The following is a 17277-nucleotide window of genomic DNA, read 5'->3' as shown; positions in this document are numbered from 1 at the left end:
AACCTCGTGGACATTATTCACGAGGATAATGCTTAAAAGAAGCGACGCTCGTGTCGATCTCTTCAGCATCATGCCATTCCGGACTATATACTTTGCCAACGTTAGCGGTCATGGTCTCACCGTCTTTTCTGACCACGACCTCATAGCCCCACTCATAGTATCCAGCGACGGAGCCGCAGGTAACGAGATATGACTTGAAAATTGAGCCAGTGACGTACTTTTCTCCGGCTTCAGCGTTCACGTTAGCGTCGCGGTATTCTTTTCCAAATCGATCTTCCGTCAACTTGTCCCAGTCATAGTTGCTTGGATCAAAGTCGCGAAACCAAAACAAAGTTTTGCCAATCGGATCTTTCTCCGTTGGGTTTATTATCTGGTACGACATGCCAAGTCCTCCAGTAGGAACGTCAATGTTTCTCGATGGGGAGTCTCTGAGCGTTAATTCGCTAAAATCTTCATTCCACTTTGACACACCGTATGCGTTCGAGCCGAGGTTATCGGGATTCTCGTCTAAATGCGTCTTATCATGAGTAACTCGTCGGTGGCCATTGAGTTGAAGGACACCGCTATAGTTCACTAGATACTGAGACCAGTAGGTGTACTTCCCGTCGAGTTGTGAGTTCGGTCGCGCTGACTCGGTTGGAGTAAAGCTGAATTCAACGCTCAGACCAAAGCGGTCGCCTAGCGAAAGTTTGCTTATGTCTTTGGCAATATTGTTAGGCAGGACCGCACCGTATTTCAACCCATCAGGGGTCTGTAAGTTGGTCAATAGCGGAACGCCACCTAGTATTCTTGTGGAACGCCGTTTGTAAAAGAAGGCCAGCTTGTCATCGATCTTCTCGAACCTCTTGACCGCAACGACTCCTTCTTCTAGTAGGCCGCTTGGATCAATTAAACGTGTCGAGAAATTCCCCACATACCGATAAAGATTCTCATCCCCCGCCGCAAATCCAATCGGATCCTGGCTCATCCAACGGCTTAGTTCAGCGTCGTACCACCGATTGATATTGTACTGCAGCCCGGTTAGCGGGTCGATGTATTTGCCGGTGTAGCGGAAGCGGAACGCGTCAAGGGCGCCGTTCGTTTCGCTGACGACTTTCCCCACGGCGTTGTAGGCGATGTGGTTGACGATCGAGGTTTCGTCCAGCGCTTCGTCGTACTGGGCATAGTCGCGAACCGTGTTTTGATTGTCGGTTAGCGCCCAGAAGACATCGCCCGAACTATTTTCATCCGCGAGCAATTGATCGACTTGCGGGCCCCAGAGCATTCGATGCTGCACATCCCCAGCGTCGTTCAGTACGAAGAGGATTACGTTGCCGTCGTTGATAAAATGCCCCGACAGGTCGATGAATCCGTCGCCATTGCTATCGACCTCGCGCCCCACCATGCGGTTCAGGTAATCGTACGCGTAGCTGACTTTCCATTGCTTGACATCGGAATCGTCATACTTGGTTACGCTCGCCAGGCGGTTGCGATAGTCGTATTCAAAAACTTCGTAGTCGCCGGTGGCGACGTTCGTTTTTGAGATGCGGTTTCCTTCGGCGTCGTACGTGTGATCGTACGTGCCGTTGGAGAGGATTTGGTTGTTGTCGCCAATGACGTTACTGCCGTCGATCCGGTTGCCGTTTTCATCGTAAGCATACGCTTCGTCGTTGGCTGTGCCTGTGCGATCGGTGCCCGTCAGTTGGTCGGTGTCGTCATAGTTGTAAGTCGCGTCTTCCGCGGAGTATCCGTAGATACTAAAGCCGGTTAGGCGGTTTCCTTCGTCGTAGCTGTAGGTGTAGCCGGCGAGCGTACTGCTGCCGCCATCGACGTGCGTGATGCTCGTGAGCTGGTCGGTGTAGTCGTAGCCGTAGGTAGTGGTGACTACCGTTTCGGTACCGGCCAAGTCGGCGTAGCGTGTGATTGACGTGAATTGATACTTGTCTTCCGCGTCATACGTAAAATCAACTCGCTTTTCGGCGACGGCATTGCCGCCTGACTGGCCGGCCTGGGTGACCTGCGTCATGCGGTTCAGATAGTCATAGGCGTATTCGTTTTTCAGATCGTCCGTGCCGTCGATCTCGGCGGCCAGGCTGGTGCGGCGCCCCAGGGCGTCATACGCTTCGGCGAGTACCACATCGAAGCCGAGGGCGGCCAGGTCATGCTCGGTGCTGGTGTTGCGACCCAGGTTGTCATACGTGAACGTGTAGGTTGCGGCCGAGTCGCTCGCTTCGATTAGCTGCGATGCAGCGTCATAGTCGTACGAGATGGTATGGACCGTCGACATGCCGTCCATCCAGTTCTCGGCGATGCGGCGATAGAGATTGTCATAGTCGTACTCAATCACACGACCATTTCGGTCAGTGTATTGGGTCAGATTGCCGGCGGCATCGTACTCGTAGTAGCGAGTATCGCTCAACTCGTTCGTGTTGGTCAGCATCCGGTTGAGCGCGTCGTACGTCCAGGTGGTCGTATTCTCTTCTGGATCAGTCAAGGTGAGCAGATTACCGTTGGCGTCGTAGGTATATTCCGTCTCGCCCCCTTCGGCATCGGTTTTCAAGACGAGGCGGCCGAGGTTGTCGTAGTCGTACGACGTTCCATGCCCCAAGCGGTCGGTTTCGCTCAATCTCCGGCCAAGCGCGTCGTATTCGTAGGCCGTCCAGGAGGAGAGAAGTGAACCGACGCCATCGGGATCAGGCATGGTGACCTTAAGCGTGCGGCCAAGTCCGTCGTATTCGTAGCTGGTCGTGCCGTCGAGCGTTGACATCGACTCGAGCTGTCCTTCGTCATTGTAGACGTAGGTCGTAACAGGCGCCGCCAGTGGACCGGCGCCGTCGGGATCAGGCTCGGTGATCGTCAGGTTCCGCCCCAACGCGTCGTACGTGTAGGTTGTGACGCCCCGCGGATCGGTCATGGTGGCGACCTGACCAGCCGCGTTGTACGTGTAGCTGACATCTTGGCTTTCGCCATCCTCGACGCTGGCCAGGCGGCCGTTGACGTTGTACGTGTAAGTCGTGACCGGGGCGGTCAGTGCCCCGCCATCATCCGGATCAGGCAGCGTTTCGGTCAAGGTTCGACCGAGTGCATCGTACGTATAGCTTGTCGTGCGGCCGAGCGGATCGGTCATGCTGGTCAGTTGGTCAGACGCGTCATAGACGTAGATCGTGACCGGCGAAGTCGCCGCGCCAGCGCCATCCGGATCAGGGAGCGTGACCGAGATTTGGCGACCGAGGTTGTGCGCTCGCCACTACAGTTTCCGCGAGCCGAAGCGGCCATCGCCGCGGCGGGCCAGACTTCGCACCGAATCGAACAGGAAAATACGGCGGCAAGCAAAGCAATCTCTATCCTAAGTATGCACCTCGCAAAAGGGCTTGAGTTTCGCTGCGTCGCCGTGATGGCCTGCGACGACGAGATTATTCCGCTACAAGAGCGGATCGAGTCGGTCACCGATGATTCAGATCTGGAAGAGGTGTACAACACGGAACGACACCTCTTATACGTTGCCTGCACCCGGGCGCGGGATTGCCTCTGGGTTAGCGGCGTTGATCCGGCGTCGGAGTTCTTGGACGACTTGAAGATGTAGGTTGAAATACGATTCTCCAGTCGAGAATCCCTGTTCCGTTTCGGAATTCGAGCCTATCCAGGCTGTTAACCCAAAATGGCTTTGCGGTAGAGAGCGAGAGGGTCTCTCGTGTGACCATGGCAGATTGCCAATAACATCCGTCTGAGTGCGATCGGCAGAGAACGCTCTCGCAGCACCAGATTGCCGTAAACCCTTGCCACAAAGCCAAGAAACGACGAACGCCGGGAGCTTTCACTCTCGGCGTCGTGCGTTAACTCGATTGTCGGCGGAAATTCCGCAGACTAGATCAGCTCCCCGTGCAGAACCCTCTTCGTGAAAAGTTCTCTGCTACCCAAATGACGGAAAGCGAAATCTCGTATCAGGTTACGTATTCCGAGGCATTCGATGCGGTGATTGAATTTGCGGGCACGGAGGTAGGAGTGGGTGCGTTCCGCTCGCCCAATAACAATGCGTTTGTGGAGCGGTTCATCCAGACGATTCAGCAGGAATGTTTGGATCATTTCGTGGTGTTTGGCGAGCTGCACATGGACCATCTGGTGAATGAGTTCGTCGACTTCTATCACGAAGAACGGCCACATCAAGGAAAGGAAAATGAACTGCTGACGTCGAACGACAAGCCGCAGCCCGATGTGCTCTCGATCGGCTCCATTGACTGTAGTGAGAGGCTCGGTGGTCTACTGAAGCACTATTCGCGAAAATCGGCGTGATCGTCTTCGAGACGCTTTCTTAGCCCATTCTTCGGCTATCAACCTACAAAGCGGGCCGTGCACTGCCGCGATCATCGTTGAATAATTATTTTGAAGTTCGGTGTGGGGCTGAAAAATTCCAAGGACGCAGGGATACAGTTGGCATTGATAGACTGAACTTTGGTGCTTTCGCGACGATCTAAAGACGGGATTTAATTTTTTGCGTAGGACGGTGTGAATCATCCGTCGCTGGCAGGGCGAATTGCTTGGTCTATTACTTCTCGAAGCCTTGACAGAAGTTTCTCGCTTTCCCCTGGATAAGCGCGCAAGGCTTCAATGTCGTCCGCATAGCGCACTTCAGAGCCAGGATAGAGAATCGCGGCGTAGGAAACTGCGCGAAGCAGATCGCGATCACGAATCGCATCCCGATAGGCGTGCATTTTGTCGATGTCGACTTTCTTTGGAACTCCGGCTGGCGAAGCCTCGTCGATCTCGTCCGAAGGAGTGTGGCTATCTTCACTGCGCAATTTGTACTTCGGGTCAAAAAGTAGAATCCTGGTTTCGGCGTCCGGCGATTCAATTTCCAGGGCGATGTCAGGCCTTTGATGAAAGCTAATGGACTGAAGCGAGCCGGACTTCTTGTAGCTGCGCTCAGGAACCAATTTGATGACCACTCCGGACTGGGGATGGACTAGCACTAATGCCGGCTCGCCATCAGGAAGAATTCGAAAATAGAGTCCGCTGGCGCATCTTCGCATCAGTGAGTGCTTCTTGACCCGATAACCGGCTGCCGCCGCGCACTCGAGCACGACTTGAATCACCGCCATCGTTCCCCACAATTGGTACAGCGCCGGAACATTCTCGAGTGGCGTATCAAGTCGTGGCTCATCGATGCGGACCGCGTAAGATTTGCGAAACTCCAGGAAGCCTTGAAAAGCAGAGCGATAGGCTGGCCTGTTTAAGAGTACCATCGTTGTGCATGTAGGGAGTTCGTCAAGCAAACTAACGGAGCTGAGGAACGCTGCACGGCGTTTTGCCAATGCAAGCCGCGCGGAAAGCTGCTGTAGCTTCTCACGCAGTTGCAAATCCGAGCCGGCATTCCCGAGTGCGCGGGAAACAATCGCTAGGCGGATCTCAACTTGATGTAGGAAAAGCCGGATTAGCCGATTCTCGTAGACGTCGTATGTATGCTCCACTCGCGTATCGAGCACCGCCGCAGGGCGCTTGTCTGCGGCCAAATTGTAACCGCGACAAATTGCGTCCTTGATTCGCGCGGGATGCGGGCGGCGAGCCTGACTCGCTTTCACCCAAGGTTCATAGACTTGCAGAATCTCGTGAGGACGCTCGGCGATATCGGTGAGCACTGCCGCCAGCCCCGCTCGAGTAACTGTGCCATCGATGGCGCGATTCAGGCGCGTTACCTCCTGGGCGAGCGTCGTCTTGCTCGGAGGCAAGAGCTCAATGCCGGCGAATGCCCCCATTTTCTGCAAAGCAATTGCAACTGCTGCAGGGAACGCCATCTCTAAGTCGGAGAGCATTTGGACGAACGAGCTCTCGCTGATTTTCGTCGGAGTGATGGTCACGATCTGCCGTTCACGACCTCCCGGCCATTTAAGGTCGAGGCAGTAGTGGCCAGGATTGGACCGAGGCCACTCGGCAACCATTACGATGCGTTCTGCGAGTATTGCCAAACGAATCGGCAGATCGTGCTGCTGCAGCGTCAGCGCGGTCTTGGTCCAATCTTCCTGAGGAAGCAAGATTTCAATTTGCGCGGTGCTCCACTCCGGCGGAACCGCGAGCGGATTTCCGGCGCCGTTGAGAAAGCGCAGCTTAGAAATAGGAGGTGATTCCATGATGCCTCAATATGTCCAGCATGTGCTGCGCCTTGGAATGGCTGAGCGGAAACCCATCGCTGATCGATAGAAACTCTTCGAGCACCTTTTCGACTCGCTGCTCAGCCCCCTTTACCTTTGTCAGCACCTTCTGCAGGAGCTGCTCGTCGAGAGCTTCCTGCCACGGCACTCCGATTTTCTCGGCCTCGGCCACGTAAGACTTCACTTCGTCGATCACTCGAAATGCGAAGGGGGTGATGTCCTTGACGACATCCCAAATGCCGAGGAGGGCAGCGGCATAAGGCACTGGCCCCAAGTGCTCGGCGAGTGTCTCGCGATCAACGCCCATCTCAAGAAGTTGGGCCCGGTCGAACACTTTGTCTGCAAAGCCATGCGTTGTTTCGTCGACATTCACCGTCCCCACGAAGTAGAGATTGGGCGGCAAGTTGACATGTTCGCTGCCACCTAGATCAATTCGGGCCAGTGTGGATCGCGACCTTTGCTCCATCGCCGATAAGAACTTTGCGAAATAATATTCCACACGTGCGAGATTCATCTCGTCCAAGATCAGGTGGAAAGGACGAGCGGTTACGCCGGCCGCTTGAGACTCCTCATAGTGTTCAGCTGCACGCTGCAGGAACCGACTAAATGCCGTGTGGTGGTACTGACCGTCCATCGGATTGAAATACCCGATCAGATCCTCATTTGTCGTCCAATTAGGCGCGACGGGTACCAATTCTCGTTCCGCACCTACTGCTTTCGCGTAAAGCTCGGCTAGCCAGGTTTTACCTGATCCACTCAGCCCACAAAGGATCACGAAGCCGCGAGTTTTCAGAGAAAGATGATAGCGACGCAAAGTGCGATCTGGGATGCGCAACCGAGCGGCCGCAACATGTTCACGTATCTTGTCGAGCGACGGTTCAGTGTACTCCTTCAGAGGCGGCAACGTCTCAGTGGGCGGTTTCTCCTTACCGACGATGAACTCGTAAAGGTCAGGTGGCACTTCCGCGACCGTTGTCATCGCCCAGAATCCCTGCTTGGGAATATCCTTGGCGACTGATATATCCCATTTCACTTGCACCAAATGTGAGTACTCGTCGCGAGCAGGTTCTTGCTGAAAGTCGTATGGCGGATCGAGAACCGCTCCCACGCCCAGAACACGCGAGATCCCTTGATTTGCGACCACAATGTCGCCCGGACGAAGTTCGCGAAGCGTCCAGAGCTCGTTGGCCTTCCGGCTGATGGTTGGCTCGTGATTGTTGTATCCTTCCCCAAACTCCTCGGCGAAGGCGGCGCGAAACGCATCTTTATCAGCGAACTTTCGCAAATCGCCGATCTGCCCCCAGCCGACGCAGATATAGCCTTTATCTAGGCATTCCTCCCAGAAGCGAGCACCTTCGCCAGGTGCAATCTTGACGACGCGTTGTGAAGCCGGAGACGGAGAAATTTCTCCTGGCTTGAAGCGATCCGCAAACTCTGTCTTAAACCGTGAGAGGAACGATGGGGACAGGGCGAAAGCATATCCCTGCTTGACCTTCCCCTTCTTAGTAAAAGGGGCCTCACCGTTCGTTCGCCACTCTTCTGGTATCTCCTCCAGTTCAATGGGTGGGCTGGTATCGGTGTAACGCACGCGAACGAGGTTTCCAAGAGTACCGGCTTCCTCGCTTGGCATCGAGTCGGGCCTCGTTGTCACAGTAGGAGCCTCGATGACTTCGCCAATTGCCCGCAAAGCTCCTCGGCTGTAATGCAGCACAACTTGCCCTGGAGTCATCAGACCCAGGTTGGCATGATGCTGCACAACTCTGCCGTTGGCAGTTTCCAGCGGCGCAAAAATATAACCGCCTCGCCGTTCAGATTCAAACATCATTCCCTGGCAGACCCACCACGCATCTTGCGGCAAAGTGAGTCCGTCTAGTCCTTGGTCAAGCAGATACAGGAAATAGTCCAGCTCCAAAAAGTCTTCAGCCTGCAGAGCGTCACGTAGCTTGGTGACGATTTCCTCGAAGGCAGCTAGATCGCCTACGTGAAAGCCTAGTTTGCGAATCGCACTGGTAGAGGCGGCATTTTGAATTGCAAATTCTTGTGGATGAAACACCATCACCAAGCCGGTCGCGCTGTTGTTGCCGAACCCAGGAATTTCGAGAATTGCACTCGTCTTATTCAGCGCGTCCAAGTTATCGTCATTCAGGACTTCCAATGCTTGCCGGACGTATCCCAGGCGATCCCCGTCGTCACCTGGCACCATTGGGCCATAGACGCGCGTGGCGGTTCCCCACATGAAGTTGCCGTGGAGTTCTAATTGGCTGGACTGTAGTCCAGCGTTCAGCCGATCGAGCAGCTCGCTTGGAATTTTGGCCGTGGTCCCTAGCACCGCCTTGACGTCTTCTCCTTGACACGCTGCTGCGGAGGAATAGACCCAGATTTCGCGATTGAAGGTCGTCAATTCGATGGCATCAGGATCGCTGAGAAGATCACGGATCTGCTGGGCACGATGCCGTCGCATGCGCACTACAAATTGTGCTGACGGGTCTGCCTTGAATCTCGCGAACGCATCTATCAGCGGTTGATCAACGACGGTCGGATCAAGAACGTTTCCTTCGACTATGCTGCGGAGTTCGGTATTGCGGTGTAACAAAAATGCGATTCCGCCTGTTGTCCACAGGGGATGTTCCGAAGGGAAAAACTGCCGAAACGAGGGTGTGGCCGCAAGTTGCTTTGCCGCAGCGGCTGCAGTGATTAGTCGGGCTCCATACGACTCCATCTCCGTCGCGGATGGTAGATCGAACTGTTCGGCCATCCAGTGCCAGCGATTCAGCCGGCACTCAACGAATTCCTCCGGAAAGCCAGCCGTCAGAATGACACTGGTGAAGTATGCGGCGTCACCCCCGGATTGGTTTCCGCGCCGATTACGAAAGCCATTATCGAAAAGAGATTGGATAAAAGTGTCAATTCGTTCGACTGGTGGAGGCGTGTTCCCACCGGCAATAAGCCATTTGAACGACTCTGTTGCGATGTCGGACGACAGAAAGTCTTTAACCCGAGTGCGAAAACTATTATGGCCGCCCAGAATCGTCTTTCCCAGGCGTTTGATGCAATCCGCGACGGTCGACATCTCAAGCGGGTCCGCCATCAATGCATCGCGTAGTGCCGGGTAGAAACCGAATCGCTCGTCGACTTCACCCCACTCGTGTTCGACGAGCTGACGAGCGGCCACTGGCAAGTCACATTGCTTTCTCTCCGCCAGCCGCGCGAGAAAGTCACGAAATAGTTCTTCAGTTGTCGTCACAAGTACTACCTATCAAATGTTGCAATTTGCGGTTTGGCACGGCTTTTCGTGGCCTAGCATACTTGGCGATAGTTCGTAAGTGTATGGATTTCGAGAATAGACGAACTGCTTTCGACTGACATCCGTCCGGATTCGTCATCTGCAAGTCTGCTGTTTGGTAGTGGCCAAGTAGTCCTGGAATTGCTTTGCATATCCCTCAACAATACGTTCCGTAGGTGACTCAACAAGGATTTTGAACAAATGACCGCAGCCACACTCAGAAAGGATTGCAACCAATTCAGGATCGGACTGGATATCCGTTAACAGAAATGTCTCGATTTGATCAAGCTGGAGGCTTTGCTTCCAGTACCGAGAAAGTCCGAGCTTTTCGTAAAGCTTCTTGCCCTCAGGTGTTCCATTCATTGTAAGGAAAAGGAACGTTCGGATCAGAACTGCGTCGTCCACAACCTCAGCGGCAAGATAGCCCAGTTTATGAGCGTTCAGCCAGTACTCAACAAGGAATTGTCCAGGCTCGTCGCCTGCGACTAGTCTTGGCGTCTCGCGTAGGGATTGCCACAAATAGTCATGAACAGCCCACTCACCGTTCTCACTAAACAACTTCCGGCTGGAAGCCGGCAGGTTTAAAGATATTCGTGAGATTCGGACTGAAGTCCTCAACTCACGAAGGAGTAATTTGAAAATGGTCGCCGCCATCGCCGGGCTCGGTCCCGTCCTGGTGGCGGATGTATTCCTGAATCACCTCGTCGGTCACGTTGCCGCTGGTCGCCACAAAGTACCCGCGTGCCCACAAATGCCGCCCCCAATACTGTTTTTGCAAATGCCGAAACTCCATCAACAGCTTCCGTGAACTCTTGCCCTTGATGTACTGCATGATTTTGCTGGGCGCAAGATTCGGAGGGCACGACAGCAACACGTGAACATGGTCTCGGGAGACTGCCCCTTGCAAGATTTCAATCTCATTCGTGCGGCATACCTCGCGAACCAATTCCCGCAATCGAACGCCGACTTCCCCTCCGAGAATCGGCTTTCGATATTTGGTCACCCAGACAAAATGGTACTTGATGTCAAAACGACTATGCGAACTGGTGCGGTATCTTTCCATTCCCCGATTTTAACCGGAAACGGAAGAACCTAAAGGTTTCGCCTGAAGGCGAGGGTTTTAGACCCATCGCTTGGAAAATAAAGGATGCCCGCGCTTCGATCCGGTAGAGTTTGTCGAGGGTGTGTCCCTGCACAAAGACCGGCAATTGACGCTCAGGTCCAGGTAGTTGAAGTAAGGTCGATGGCCATTCAACCCATTCAATCCTTTTGGTTCCATAGGGTTGTCCGCATTGATACGCGACTCTTCGTCCTTCGCCTCGGGGAGTGAAATATCTCCGGCGAGGTTCTTGAACATGAAGAACAAATTGGATGAACAATATGTCATCTGAGGAACAGCTAATCTCAGGTTCGAGAAAATACAGCTCCTTGTCGATGCGTCCATGTAAAATCAAGACCTCGTCGCACGCATTGTGCAACTGTTTATAGCAGCGAGAGGAGACTTCATTATCGGCTAGGGCTTTGGTTTCGTACCGTTTTGCTTCAATATACGCGGAGAGCATTTGGTCATCGCACGGTGCCAAATGAATAGCGTCAACGATCGGCTTCACTATGGCGAAATAGTCAGTCGCCATGATTTTTCCAAGAATCGGTACCTCGATGACGACGTTGCTTATCGCGTTCTCAACATCGCGAATCATTTGCCGAATAACTGGCGTGTCCGGCGCGTCGGTCGAAGGAGCTACGGATACCTGTGGCTTGAGTGTGGTTAGAAGTTGCCGAACATAGTTGGTGTTAGCGAGTCGAGGCCAAAGTCCTAATTGGATAAGCAATCGTTTCGTGCGAGAGTCACGCCCATTTTTACGAGGTTTCGGACGGCAGTTACGTTTCTTGTTCATCGCGACAACTGTTTCAATCTCGGTGAATTGAGTAATTTAAGGTCGATTTTTCAATTTTGCTCACATGAGATTCCATGTAACGTCGGGGCCTCCTAAAGTGACACCAATTCTTGGCCGACTAAAAAAGGGGTGATCTCGTTTAACTTTCGGAAGATGACCGTGTCAATCAACTGCTCAGGACATTCCAATGCAGATGCCGAGCTTAGCAGATGCGCGACTTCCGCCATCTTCAGTTCTTTATCGATGGACCAAATCACCGATCTGCTACCGGCGAAAGATTCGGAATACACGAGCGATATTTTCTGCGTTGTTAGCATATCGACGATCAGCATTGAGTTCCAACGAATTCACCGACATAATACTCCCAGGCGACGATTTTCTGGGTGATCGCGATTGACGCACCGCTTGCTACAAAAACAGCCCGCCCGGCTCGTCGTAGATGCAGAAATGCTCTTTATGCCGAGTCGTCAAATCAATCGCCATCACCAGCGCCACAATCCCGTCAATCCGTTCCTGGCTTTTCTTCTTTGACGGCTTCCAGTTGTCTGCCGCGTCCTGCTCGATCGCCACGTTGCCTGCCATCCAGCGCAGCACGGGATTGCCAGCGTGTCGTAGCTTTCGGGCCAGCACCAGTTCCTCTAGCTTCTTGGTCGGCGCCGACATGCTCGCGTAGCCCTGGCCAAATGAAATGATCTCGAATCCATCGTCATCAAGTTGTGTAGCCAATTGCGTTGCGTTCCAGCGGTCGATGGCGATTTGTTCGATGCGGAATCGTTTTCCCAGTTCATTGATCCGGACACGGATGCGTTCGTAGTCGATCACTTCACCCGGCGAGGCATCGATGTAGCGTTGTTGAATCCAGGGGATATACGGGGCGTGATCTCGTTTTTCGCGTCGCCGAGCACCATCCTCCGGCACCCAGAAAAACGGCAGCACGTCGTAGTGGTCGTCACCGGGGAACACCAGCACCAGCGCCGAGATGTCCGTCGTCGACGATAGATCCAGACCCGCTAAACAGGTCCGTCCATCCAATTCCGCGAGTTCCTCATCGCACGCGTCCCACTTCTCCAGATTCAACCACCGCGATTCCTGCTGCGTCCATTGGTTAAGACGGTAGCGGCGGAACGAGTTTTCCTTGGCGGGTGATTCCTGGGCTTCCCGACAATCCTCAGCGAACTGTTCCGCGTCGATTGTGATTCCAAAACTCGGATTGGCCCGGCTCCAAACTTCAGGCTTGGTCCAGTCATCCTCCACATCTGCCGCGGAGACGTAGGGAAAAAACGCGGTATCCTCGACCGTTCCTTCCAGCACCTGCCGCGCATATTCGTGCTGTTCCCAGCAGATGCTGAGACGGTCGTAGCCAGCGGTGGTGATCGCCAGCATGAGCGGTTGTCTGCGAGAGGCGCCGGCGTACCGGAGCGTGTCCCACAGTTCCCGCGTCTTCTGGGCATGCAGTTCATCCACGAGTACGGCGTGAGCGTTGAGACCTTCTTTGGTGGGCACTTCCGCCGACAATGCGCGATAGACCGAGCGGCTGCGATGATCGACGATCCGCTTGGTGGATCGGACCACTTTTAACCGTGATGCCAAGTGCGGCGAATAGTCCACCATGTTGGCCGCCTCGTTGAACACGATGGAAGCTTGGTCTCGGTCGACGGCGGCGCTGTAGATTTCGGCGCCAGGTTCGCCATCGCACGTCAGTAGATAAAGGCTCAGGCCTGCGAAGAGTGTGCTCTTACCGTTCTTCTTCGGCACCTCGATATAGCCGCGACGGAAGCGACGAGTTCCATCGGCTCGTTTCCAGCCAAATAACGGCGCCACCACATCCTGCCATTGCCAATCCAGCAGTTCAAAAGACTTGCCAGCCCATTGGCCTTTCGAGTGTTTCAGGAATCGCAGAAAGAATTCACGTACGCGTTCGGCAGCTTTCTCGTCGAACCAGCAACCACGACTGACGGCGCGTTCGTCGTTGGAATTGCGAATCCATTCTTGCGGGACGGTCACTACCCGGCTCCTACAAAGAGATCGAACTGATCGTCGGCGGCTGTTTTGCGATCGACACGGATACGGCTACGGCTGGAAGGCGTCAGCCCGAACTCCACGAGAAACTTCCGCATCGTTTCCATCGCTTGATCCGCGACTGTCAGGTAGGGAGACTTCATCGGAAATCCCTTGTCGGGCGATTTAACGATGGTGCCAAACTTCTTCACTTGCTGTTCGGCATGGACCCAGCGGCTATAGACGGTGCAGTAGGCGGCCAACGCGGCGCGATCGGCGGTGCTGAGCAGTCCCATTTCGGTCAGGATCTGCGCAATGCGATGCCATTCTTCCTGCGCAACTTCATCGAGGAATTCTGGGCACGACGGAACGTCATCGGGCGCGTTTGGTTCCGCCTTGTTGATGGCCCGTTTGCCGGGATTTCCCTCGCGAATCTTCAGGACCGTCGGTTTCGGTTTACGTCCTTTCATGGTCGACGCCCCCCCGGTACCCAATTTCGCGGAAACGCGCGCGCCGGGAACGCGACGGTACAAGGCGCGTACCCCGGTATGAATGACCCCGCCCCGGTCCCTCTCGGCGGCTCCTGGGGCCTTCTGGCGGCATCTCTGCGGGTCTGTTGTTCTGTCGATAGAGCAAGCGCGGTGCTTGACCCAAATAGCTGTTTATCATGTTCCGTCTTACGTCGATGATGCGTTCGGCAGAGCACTTGCGTATTGCCTAACTCGAGTCGCCATTCGATGCGAACGTGCAGTGGAATGATGTGATCGACGTCGGTCGCCGAAGTAAGCAGGCCACGTTCCAAACAGGCTTGGCAGAGGTATCGATCCAGTTCACGGCGCTGCTTGGCGACTCGTTCCCAGTCAGCGTCATAGCCTAACGATCTAGGCGAGGGACGACGCACCTCGATGTTGCTTCGGCCAACACGTTTCACCGTTTCGCTTCGTCGCTTCATACGCTTCGGCATGGCGTCGTCTCCCTTGAAAAAGATTCTCTCGAATTGCCGCCAACAGCGCTTGATGTGTTTCTAATTGCATGGCTCATGTGTGTTAACGCGACACGGATCGCGACGAACCAATTCCAACGAACCGGAGCAAACACATGGCAACGAAGAAGACCACCTCGACTCGTAAACCCGCCGCCGCCAAGACGACCAGCACCAAAGGCGCCACCAAAGGACGAACGGCAAAAACGACGAAGTCCACGCCACCAGCGACCGAACCGAAACCGGATCCGAAACCGGAGACCAAGCCCGCGAAGGCAGAAGAACCCAAACGCATGTCGGCGATCAACGCGGCGGCGAAGGTTCTGGCGGAATCGAAAGAACCGCTCAACGCAAAACAGATGGTCGAGGCGATGGCGGCGAAGGGGTACTGGTCGAGCCCCGGCGGTAAGACTCCCCACGCCACGCTCTACAGCGCCATCTTGCGGGAGATCAACACGAAAGGGCAGGGCGCCCGATTCAAGAAGACCGAGCGAGGTAAGTTCGCCGCCAACGGCTAGGTTCCCGGACAGGTTCCGACACGACGCCCCACGCTCGCCACGGTGGGGCGTTTTTTCGTTTACGGCGTCGCTGGGCCAGATCTGGATTCGCTCGCAACACGGGGCAACGTCGCCCGCCGAAAGAAAGCTGCTGAATTCATCGCATCGGCACTTGATGTTTCCACGATTCCATGGCTCATGTGTTACATACGTAACCCCACCAACCACGGAGCGACGAAAATGACCAACGCCCACGAAACCAGACTTCGCGACGCCTTCCGCAACATGGACGCGCACCAAGCCCAGCGGATTCGGGAAGCATACTACAAAGCCGTCGAAGGCCTGCGAACCCTGGCGGAAACACTTGAGTTCGCTGACATCCCGATTGGCGAGGCGAACGACCATGCCCTCATCGAAGAGCATCTCATTGCCTGCGAGGCGATCGAGGCCATGAAGAAGAGCTTGCTGGGAAAGATTTTGTAAGACGCTCACAACGATTTCTCCTGCGGACGCTTACGATCCCGCCGTTTGCGTTTCGCCTCAACCGCCAACTCTGATGTGCAGCGACGACAGGTCCCGATCACACCGTTCTGGCCGACGTATTCGTAGAACTCCGTTTCGATGGGGCGTAACCACTGACAGCGGCGACATCGCTTCAGCCACGTATCGCCCACTCGAATGCAGCCACTGTGCACACGTTTGTGCTCAAGGCGGGTCAGCAGCCGCAAGTTCTCAATTCGATTGTCCAACTTGTCGCCGTTAACGTGGTGAAGTTCATAGCCATCGGGTATCGCTCCGTGTTGAGCTTCCCATACCAGGACGTGCTCGAACCTCAGGATGCGGTCCTTGCACATGAAGCGACGATAGCCGTACTTCGTGACATAGCCGTGCGCTTCCGGGTAAACTCTCATCGCATCGCCTCCTCGCGCGCCTTCATCGGAATTGGCGAGTCACCAGTTCGCTCCAAGATCGCTTGTTTGCCAGTGAACCTCTGGAAGCGGTCAACGATCGTGTCACAATAGAGCGTGTCGAGTTCCATCAGGAAGGCGTTGCGTCCGGTCTGCTCGGCGCCAATTAGAGTCGAGCCGCTGCCGCCGAATAGATCCAAAACATTCTCACCCACGACGGTGGAGTACTGCAGCGCACGCACAGCAAGCTCGGCAGGCTTGGCCGTTAAATGTTCCATTTGCTGCGGCGGGATCTTCTTCACGTGCCACAAGTCGGGCACATTCTTTGGTCCGTAGAAGCGATGCGCCGCTCCTTCACGCCAGCCATAGAAACTCCACTCATGTGCTCCCATGAAGTCTTTACGCGTGAGAACCGGGTGCTGTTTGTCCCAGATGATCGCTTGGCTGAAATAGAGTCCGTGCTTCTTCAGAAAAGGCGGGTAGTTCGCACAGTTGGCATATCCGCCCCAAATGTAGAAGGCCCGGCCCGGGGCGAGGACGCGAGCCATGTTGCCGAACCAGGCGTCGAGCAAACGATCAAACTCTTCGTCGGTAACAAAGTCATTCTCTAGGGGGCGATCTTTGGCACGTAGTTTCTTTGCCTTCCCATCCGACTTGTGTTTGCTTGGATCGGTAAAGCTACTGTTACCGGCCGCGATGGCTGCTTTCGATCTCGGCTCGACCTTCACGTTGTACGGCGGATCGCTATTCACGCAATGTATGACCGCGCCGTCCAACAACCGATCGACGTCTTCGTGCTTCGTGCTATCTCCGCAAAGCAACCGATGGTTTCCCAGGATCCATAAGTCGCCGGGCTGCGTGACTGCTTCATCCGGTTGCTCGGGAACATCATCCGGATCGGTAAGGCCCTCTTTACCATCGGGATGGAGCATCTTCGCCAGTTCGTCCTCGTTGAATCCGAGTAGCCCGAGATCGTAGCCAAACGACTGCAGATCTGCCAATTCGAGAGGAAGTAGAAGTTGGTCCCACTCGGCAATGGTCGCCGTTTGATTGTCGGCGATACGATACGCCTTGATCTGCTCCGGCGTCATGTCTGTAGCGACGTGGATCGGCACCATCTCCATGCCCAGCTTCTGCGCCGCTTTGAGACGGGTGTGCCCAACGATGACTATGCCCTGTTCATCAACCACAATCGGCTGACGAAATCCAAACTCCTGCAGACTCTTCGCAACCGCATCGACGGCGCCATCGTTGACGCGAGGATTATTAGGATACGGCGTGACATCCGAAATCTTCCACTGTTCGATCTTCATGAGACAGAGCTCACCAATACACGAGGGTTCGTGCTGGAAGCTCCAAGATACGGAGTGCGGCTCAATGCGAGCGGCGGGCAAGAGAACCAGAAATCTCCTGCCACTGAAGATGTCTTCATTCTAACCGATTACGCTATCGAGTCACTATTGGAAACGTGTCCAATTCGTTAGAAGCTGCTGAAAATCTTGCTGTCGACGGTGCTGAGATCGCGATGCGAGCGCGACGCCCTTTTCGACCAACGAGTCGCACCGTGATGCGCACACCATCGATCTCCA

Annotated in this window: 16 protein-coding genes; 4 read left to right on the top strand and 12 right to left on the bottom strand. The window is 54.7% G+C overall.

Going from position 1 to position 17277, the window contains the following annotated elements; all coding sequences use genetic code 11:
- Window positions 1–13 precede the first annotated feature (13 nt).
- Window positions 14–3106: an RHS repeat-associated core domain-containing protein gene (locus tag SH421x_RS19740; protein ID WP_488851718.1), complete on the bottom strand. Its 3093-nt coding sequence runs from the start codon at window positions 3104–3106 to the stop codon at window positions 14–16.
- Between the two features lie 108 nt (window positions 3107–3214).
- On the opposite strand from SH421x_RS19740, the gene SH421x_RS19735 reads away from it, so the two are divergent.
- Both SH421x_RS19735 and SH421x_RS19730 read left to right on the top strand, forming a co-directional pair.
- Window positions 3215–3562, top strand: a complete 348-nt coding sequence (locus tag SH421x_RS19735) for a 3'-5' exonuclease (RefSeq protein WP_488851716.1) — start codon at window positions 3215–3217, stop codon at window positions 3560–3562.
- 296 nt (window positions 3563–3858) lie between these two features.
- Entirely contained in the window at window positions 3859–4269 is a 411-nt protein-coding gene (locus tag SH421x_RS19730; RefSeq protein ID WP_488851715.1) for an integrase core domain-containing protein, read from the top strand.
- A 218-nt stretch (window positions 4270–4487) separates the two neighbouring features.
- Here the strand turns inward: SH421x_RS19730 and SH421x_RS19725 are convergent, their stop codons facing one another.
- From SH421x_RS19725 to SH421x_RS19685, 9 genes are all read right to left on the bottom strand, one after another.
- Entirely contained in the window at window positions 4488–6101 is a 1614-nt protein-coding gene (locus tag SH421x_RS19725) for a DUF2357 domain-containing protein (protein ID WP_488851713.1), read from the bottom strand.
- Window positions 6079–9366: an McrB family protein gene (locus SH421x_RS19720; protein WP_488851711.1), complete on the bottom strand. Its 3288-nt coding sequence runs from the start codon at window positions 9364–9366 to the stop codon at window positions 6079–6081. Before SH421x_RS19720 ends, SH421x_RS19725 begins: the two co-directional genes overlap by 23 nt.
- A gap of 135 nt (window positions 9367–9501) precedes the next feature.
- Window positions 9502–10059 carry a hypothetical protein gene (locus tag SH421x_RS19715; protein WP_488851709.1) on the bottom strand — a complete coding sequence of 186 codons (558 nt, stop codon included), beginning with the start codon at window positions 10057–10059 and terminating at the stop codon, window positions 9502–9504.
- Complete coding sequence (tnpA, locus tag SH421x_RS19710) at window positions 10025–10468, bottom strand: IS200/IS605 family transposase (RefSeq protein ID WP_488851707.1); 444 nt, start codon at window positions 10466–10468, stop codon at window positions 10025–10027. The genes SH421x_RS19715 and tnpA overlap by 35 nt, the downstream gene beginning before the upstream one ends.
- Window positions 10440–11303 (bottom strand): hypothetical protein, encoded by an 864-nt coding sequence (locus tag SH421x_RS19705; RefSeq protein ID WP_488851705.1) that lies wholly within the window; start codon window positions 11301–11303, stop codon window positions 10440–10442. The genes tnpA and SH421x_RS19705 overlap by 29 nt, the downstream gene beginning before the upstream one ends.
- Window positions 11304–11395: 92 nt before the next feature.
- Window positions 11396–11635 carry a hypothetical protein gene (locus SH421x_RS19700; protein WP_488851703.1) on the bottom strand — a complete coding sequence of 80 codons (240 nt, stop codon included), beginning with the start codon at window positions 11633–11635 and terminating at the stop codon, window positions 11396–11398.
- A gap of 76 nt (window positions 11636–11711) precedes the next feature.
- Window positions 11712–13307 carry a terminase large subunit gene (locus tag SH421x_RS19695; protein WP_488851701.1) on the bottom strand — a complete coding sequence of 532 codons (1596 nt, stop codon included), beginning with the start codon at window positions 13305–13307 and terminating at the stop codon, window positions 11712–11714.
- Window positions 13307–13771 carry a phage terminase small subunit P27 family gene (locus SH421x_RS19690; protein WP_488851699.1) on the bottom strand — a complete coding sequence of 155 codons (465 nt, stop codon included), beginning with the start codon at window positions 13769–13771 and terminating at the stop codon, window positions 13307–13309. The genes SH421x_RS19695 and SH421x_RS19690 overlap by 1 nt, the downstream gene beginning before the upstream one ends.
- Window positions 13768–14253: an HNH endonuclease gene (locus tag SH421x_RS19685; protein ID WP_488856457.1), complete on the bottom strand. Its 486-nt coding sequence runs from the start codon at window positions 14251–14253 to the stop codon at window positions 13768–13770. The genes SH421x_RS19690 and SH421x_RS19685 overlap by 4 nt, the downstream gene beginning before the upstream one ends.
- Window positions 14254–14399: 146 nt before the next feature.
- Here SH421x_RS19685 and SH421x_RS19680 point away from each other — a divergent pair, with 146 nt between their 5' ends.
- Window positions 14400–14801, top strand: a complete 402-nt coding sequence (locus SH421x_RS19680; protein WP_488851697.1) for a winged helix-turn-helix domain-containing protein — start codon at window positions 14400–14402, stop codon at window positions 14799–14801.
- A 219-nt stretch (window positions 14802–15020) separates the two neighbouring features.
- On the top strand, window positions 15021–15263 hold the full coding sequence (locus SH421x_RS19675; protein ID WP_488851695.1) for a hypothetical protein: 243 nt from the start codon (window positions 15021–15023) through the stop codon (window positions 15261–15263).
- Window positions 15264–15268: 5 nt separating this feature from the next.
- Here the strand turns inward: SH421x_RS19675 and SH421x_RS19670 are convergent, their stop codons facing one another.
- Both SH421x_RS19670 and SH421x_RS19665 read right to left on the bottom strand, forming a co-directional pair.
- Window positions 15269–15691 (bottom strand): HNH endonuclease signature motif containing protein, encoded by a 423-nt coding sequence (locus SH421x_RS19670; protein WP_488851693.1) that lies wholly within the window; start codon window positions 15689–15691, stop codon window positions 15269–15271.
- Complete coding sequence (locus tag SH421x_RS19665) at window positions 15688–17001, bottom strand: DNA modification methylase (RefSeq protein ID WP_488851691.1); 1314 nt, start codon at window positions 16999–17001, stop codon at window positions 15688–15690. Before SH421x_RS19665 ends, SH421x_RS19670 begins: the two co-directional genes overlap by 4 nt.
- Window positions 17002–17277: the final 276 nt, after the last annotated feature.

The sequence above is a fragment of the Blastopirellula sp. SH421 genome (assembly GCF_057808535.1).
The sequence above is the reverse complement of the archived record's forward strand: the minus strand, read 5'-3'. Positions and strand labels throughout refer to the sequence as shown.

Excerpts from the sequence above, each read along its gene's own strand:
- SH421x_RS19740 (WP_488851718.1), bottom strand. The coding sequence starts at position 3,106 with ATGACCGATCCGCTCGGCCGCACGACAAGCTATACGTACGATGCACTC.
- SH421x_RS19725 (WP_488851713.1), bottom strand. The coding sequence starts at position 6,101 with ATGGAATCACCTCCTATTTCTAAGCTGCGCTTTCTCAACGGCGCCGGA.
- SH421x_RS19715 (WP_488851709.1), bottom strand. The coding sequence starts at position 10,059 with ATGGCGGCGACCATTTTCAAATTACTCCTTCGTGAGTTGAGGACTTCA.
- tnpA (WP_488851707.1), bottom strand. The coding sequence starts at position 10,468 with ATGGAAAGATACCGCACCAGTTCGCATAGTCGTTTTGACATCAAGTAC.
- SH421x_RS19705 (WP_488851705.1), bottom strand. The coding sequence starts at position 11,303 with ATGAACAAGAAACGTAACTGCCGTCCGAAACCTCGTAAAAATGGGCGT.
- SH421x_RS19700 (WP_488851703.1), bottom strand. The coding sequence starts at position 11,635 with ATGCTGATCGTCGATATGCTAACAACGCAGAAAATATCGCTCGTGTAT.
- SH421x_RS19690 (WP_488851699.1), bottom strand. The coding sequence starts at position 13,771 with ATGAAAGGACGTAAACCGAAACCGACGGTCCTGAAGATTCGCGAGGGA.
- SH421x_RS19685 (WP_488856457.1), bottom strand. The coding sequence starts at position 14,253 with ATGAAGCGACGAAGCGAAACGGTGAAACGTGTTGGCCGAAGCAACATC.
- SH421x_RS19680 (WP_488851697.1), top strand. The coding sequence starts at position 14,400 with ATGGCAACGAAGAAGACCACCTCGACTCGTAAACCCGCCGCCGCCAAG.
- SH421x_RS19675 (WP_488851695.1), top strand. The coding sequence starts at position 15,021 with ATGACCAACGCCCACGAAACCAGACTTCGCGACGCCTTCCGCAACATG.
- SH421x_RS19670 (WP_488851693.1), bottom strand. The coding sequence starts at position 15,691 with ATGAGAGTTTACCCGGAAGCGCACGGCTATGTCACGAAGTACGGCTAT.
- SH421x_RS19665 (WP_488851691.1), bottom strand. The coding sequence starts at position 17,001 with ATGAAGATCGAACAGTGGAAGATTTCGGATGTCACGCCGTATCCTAAT.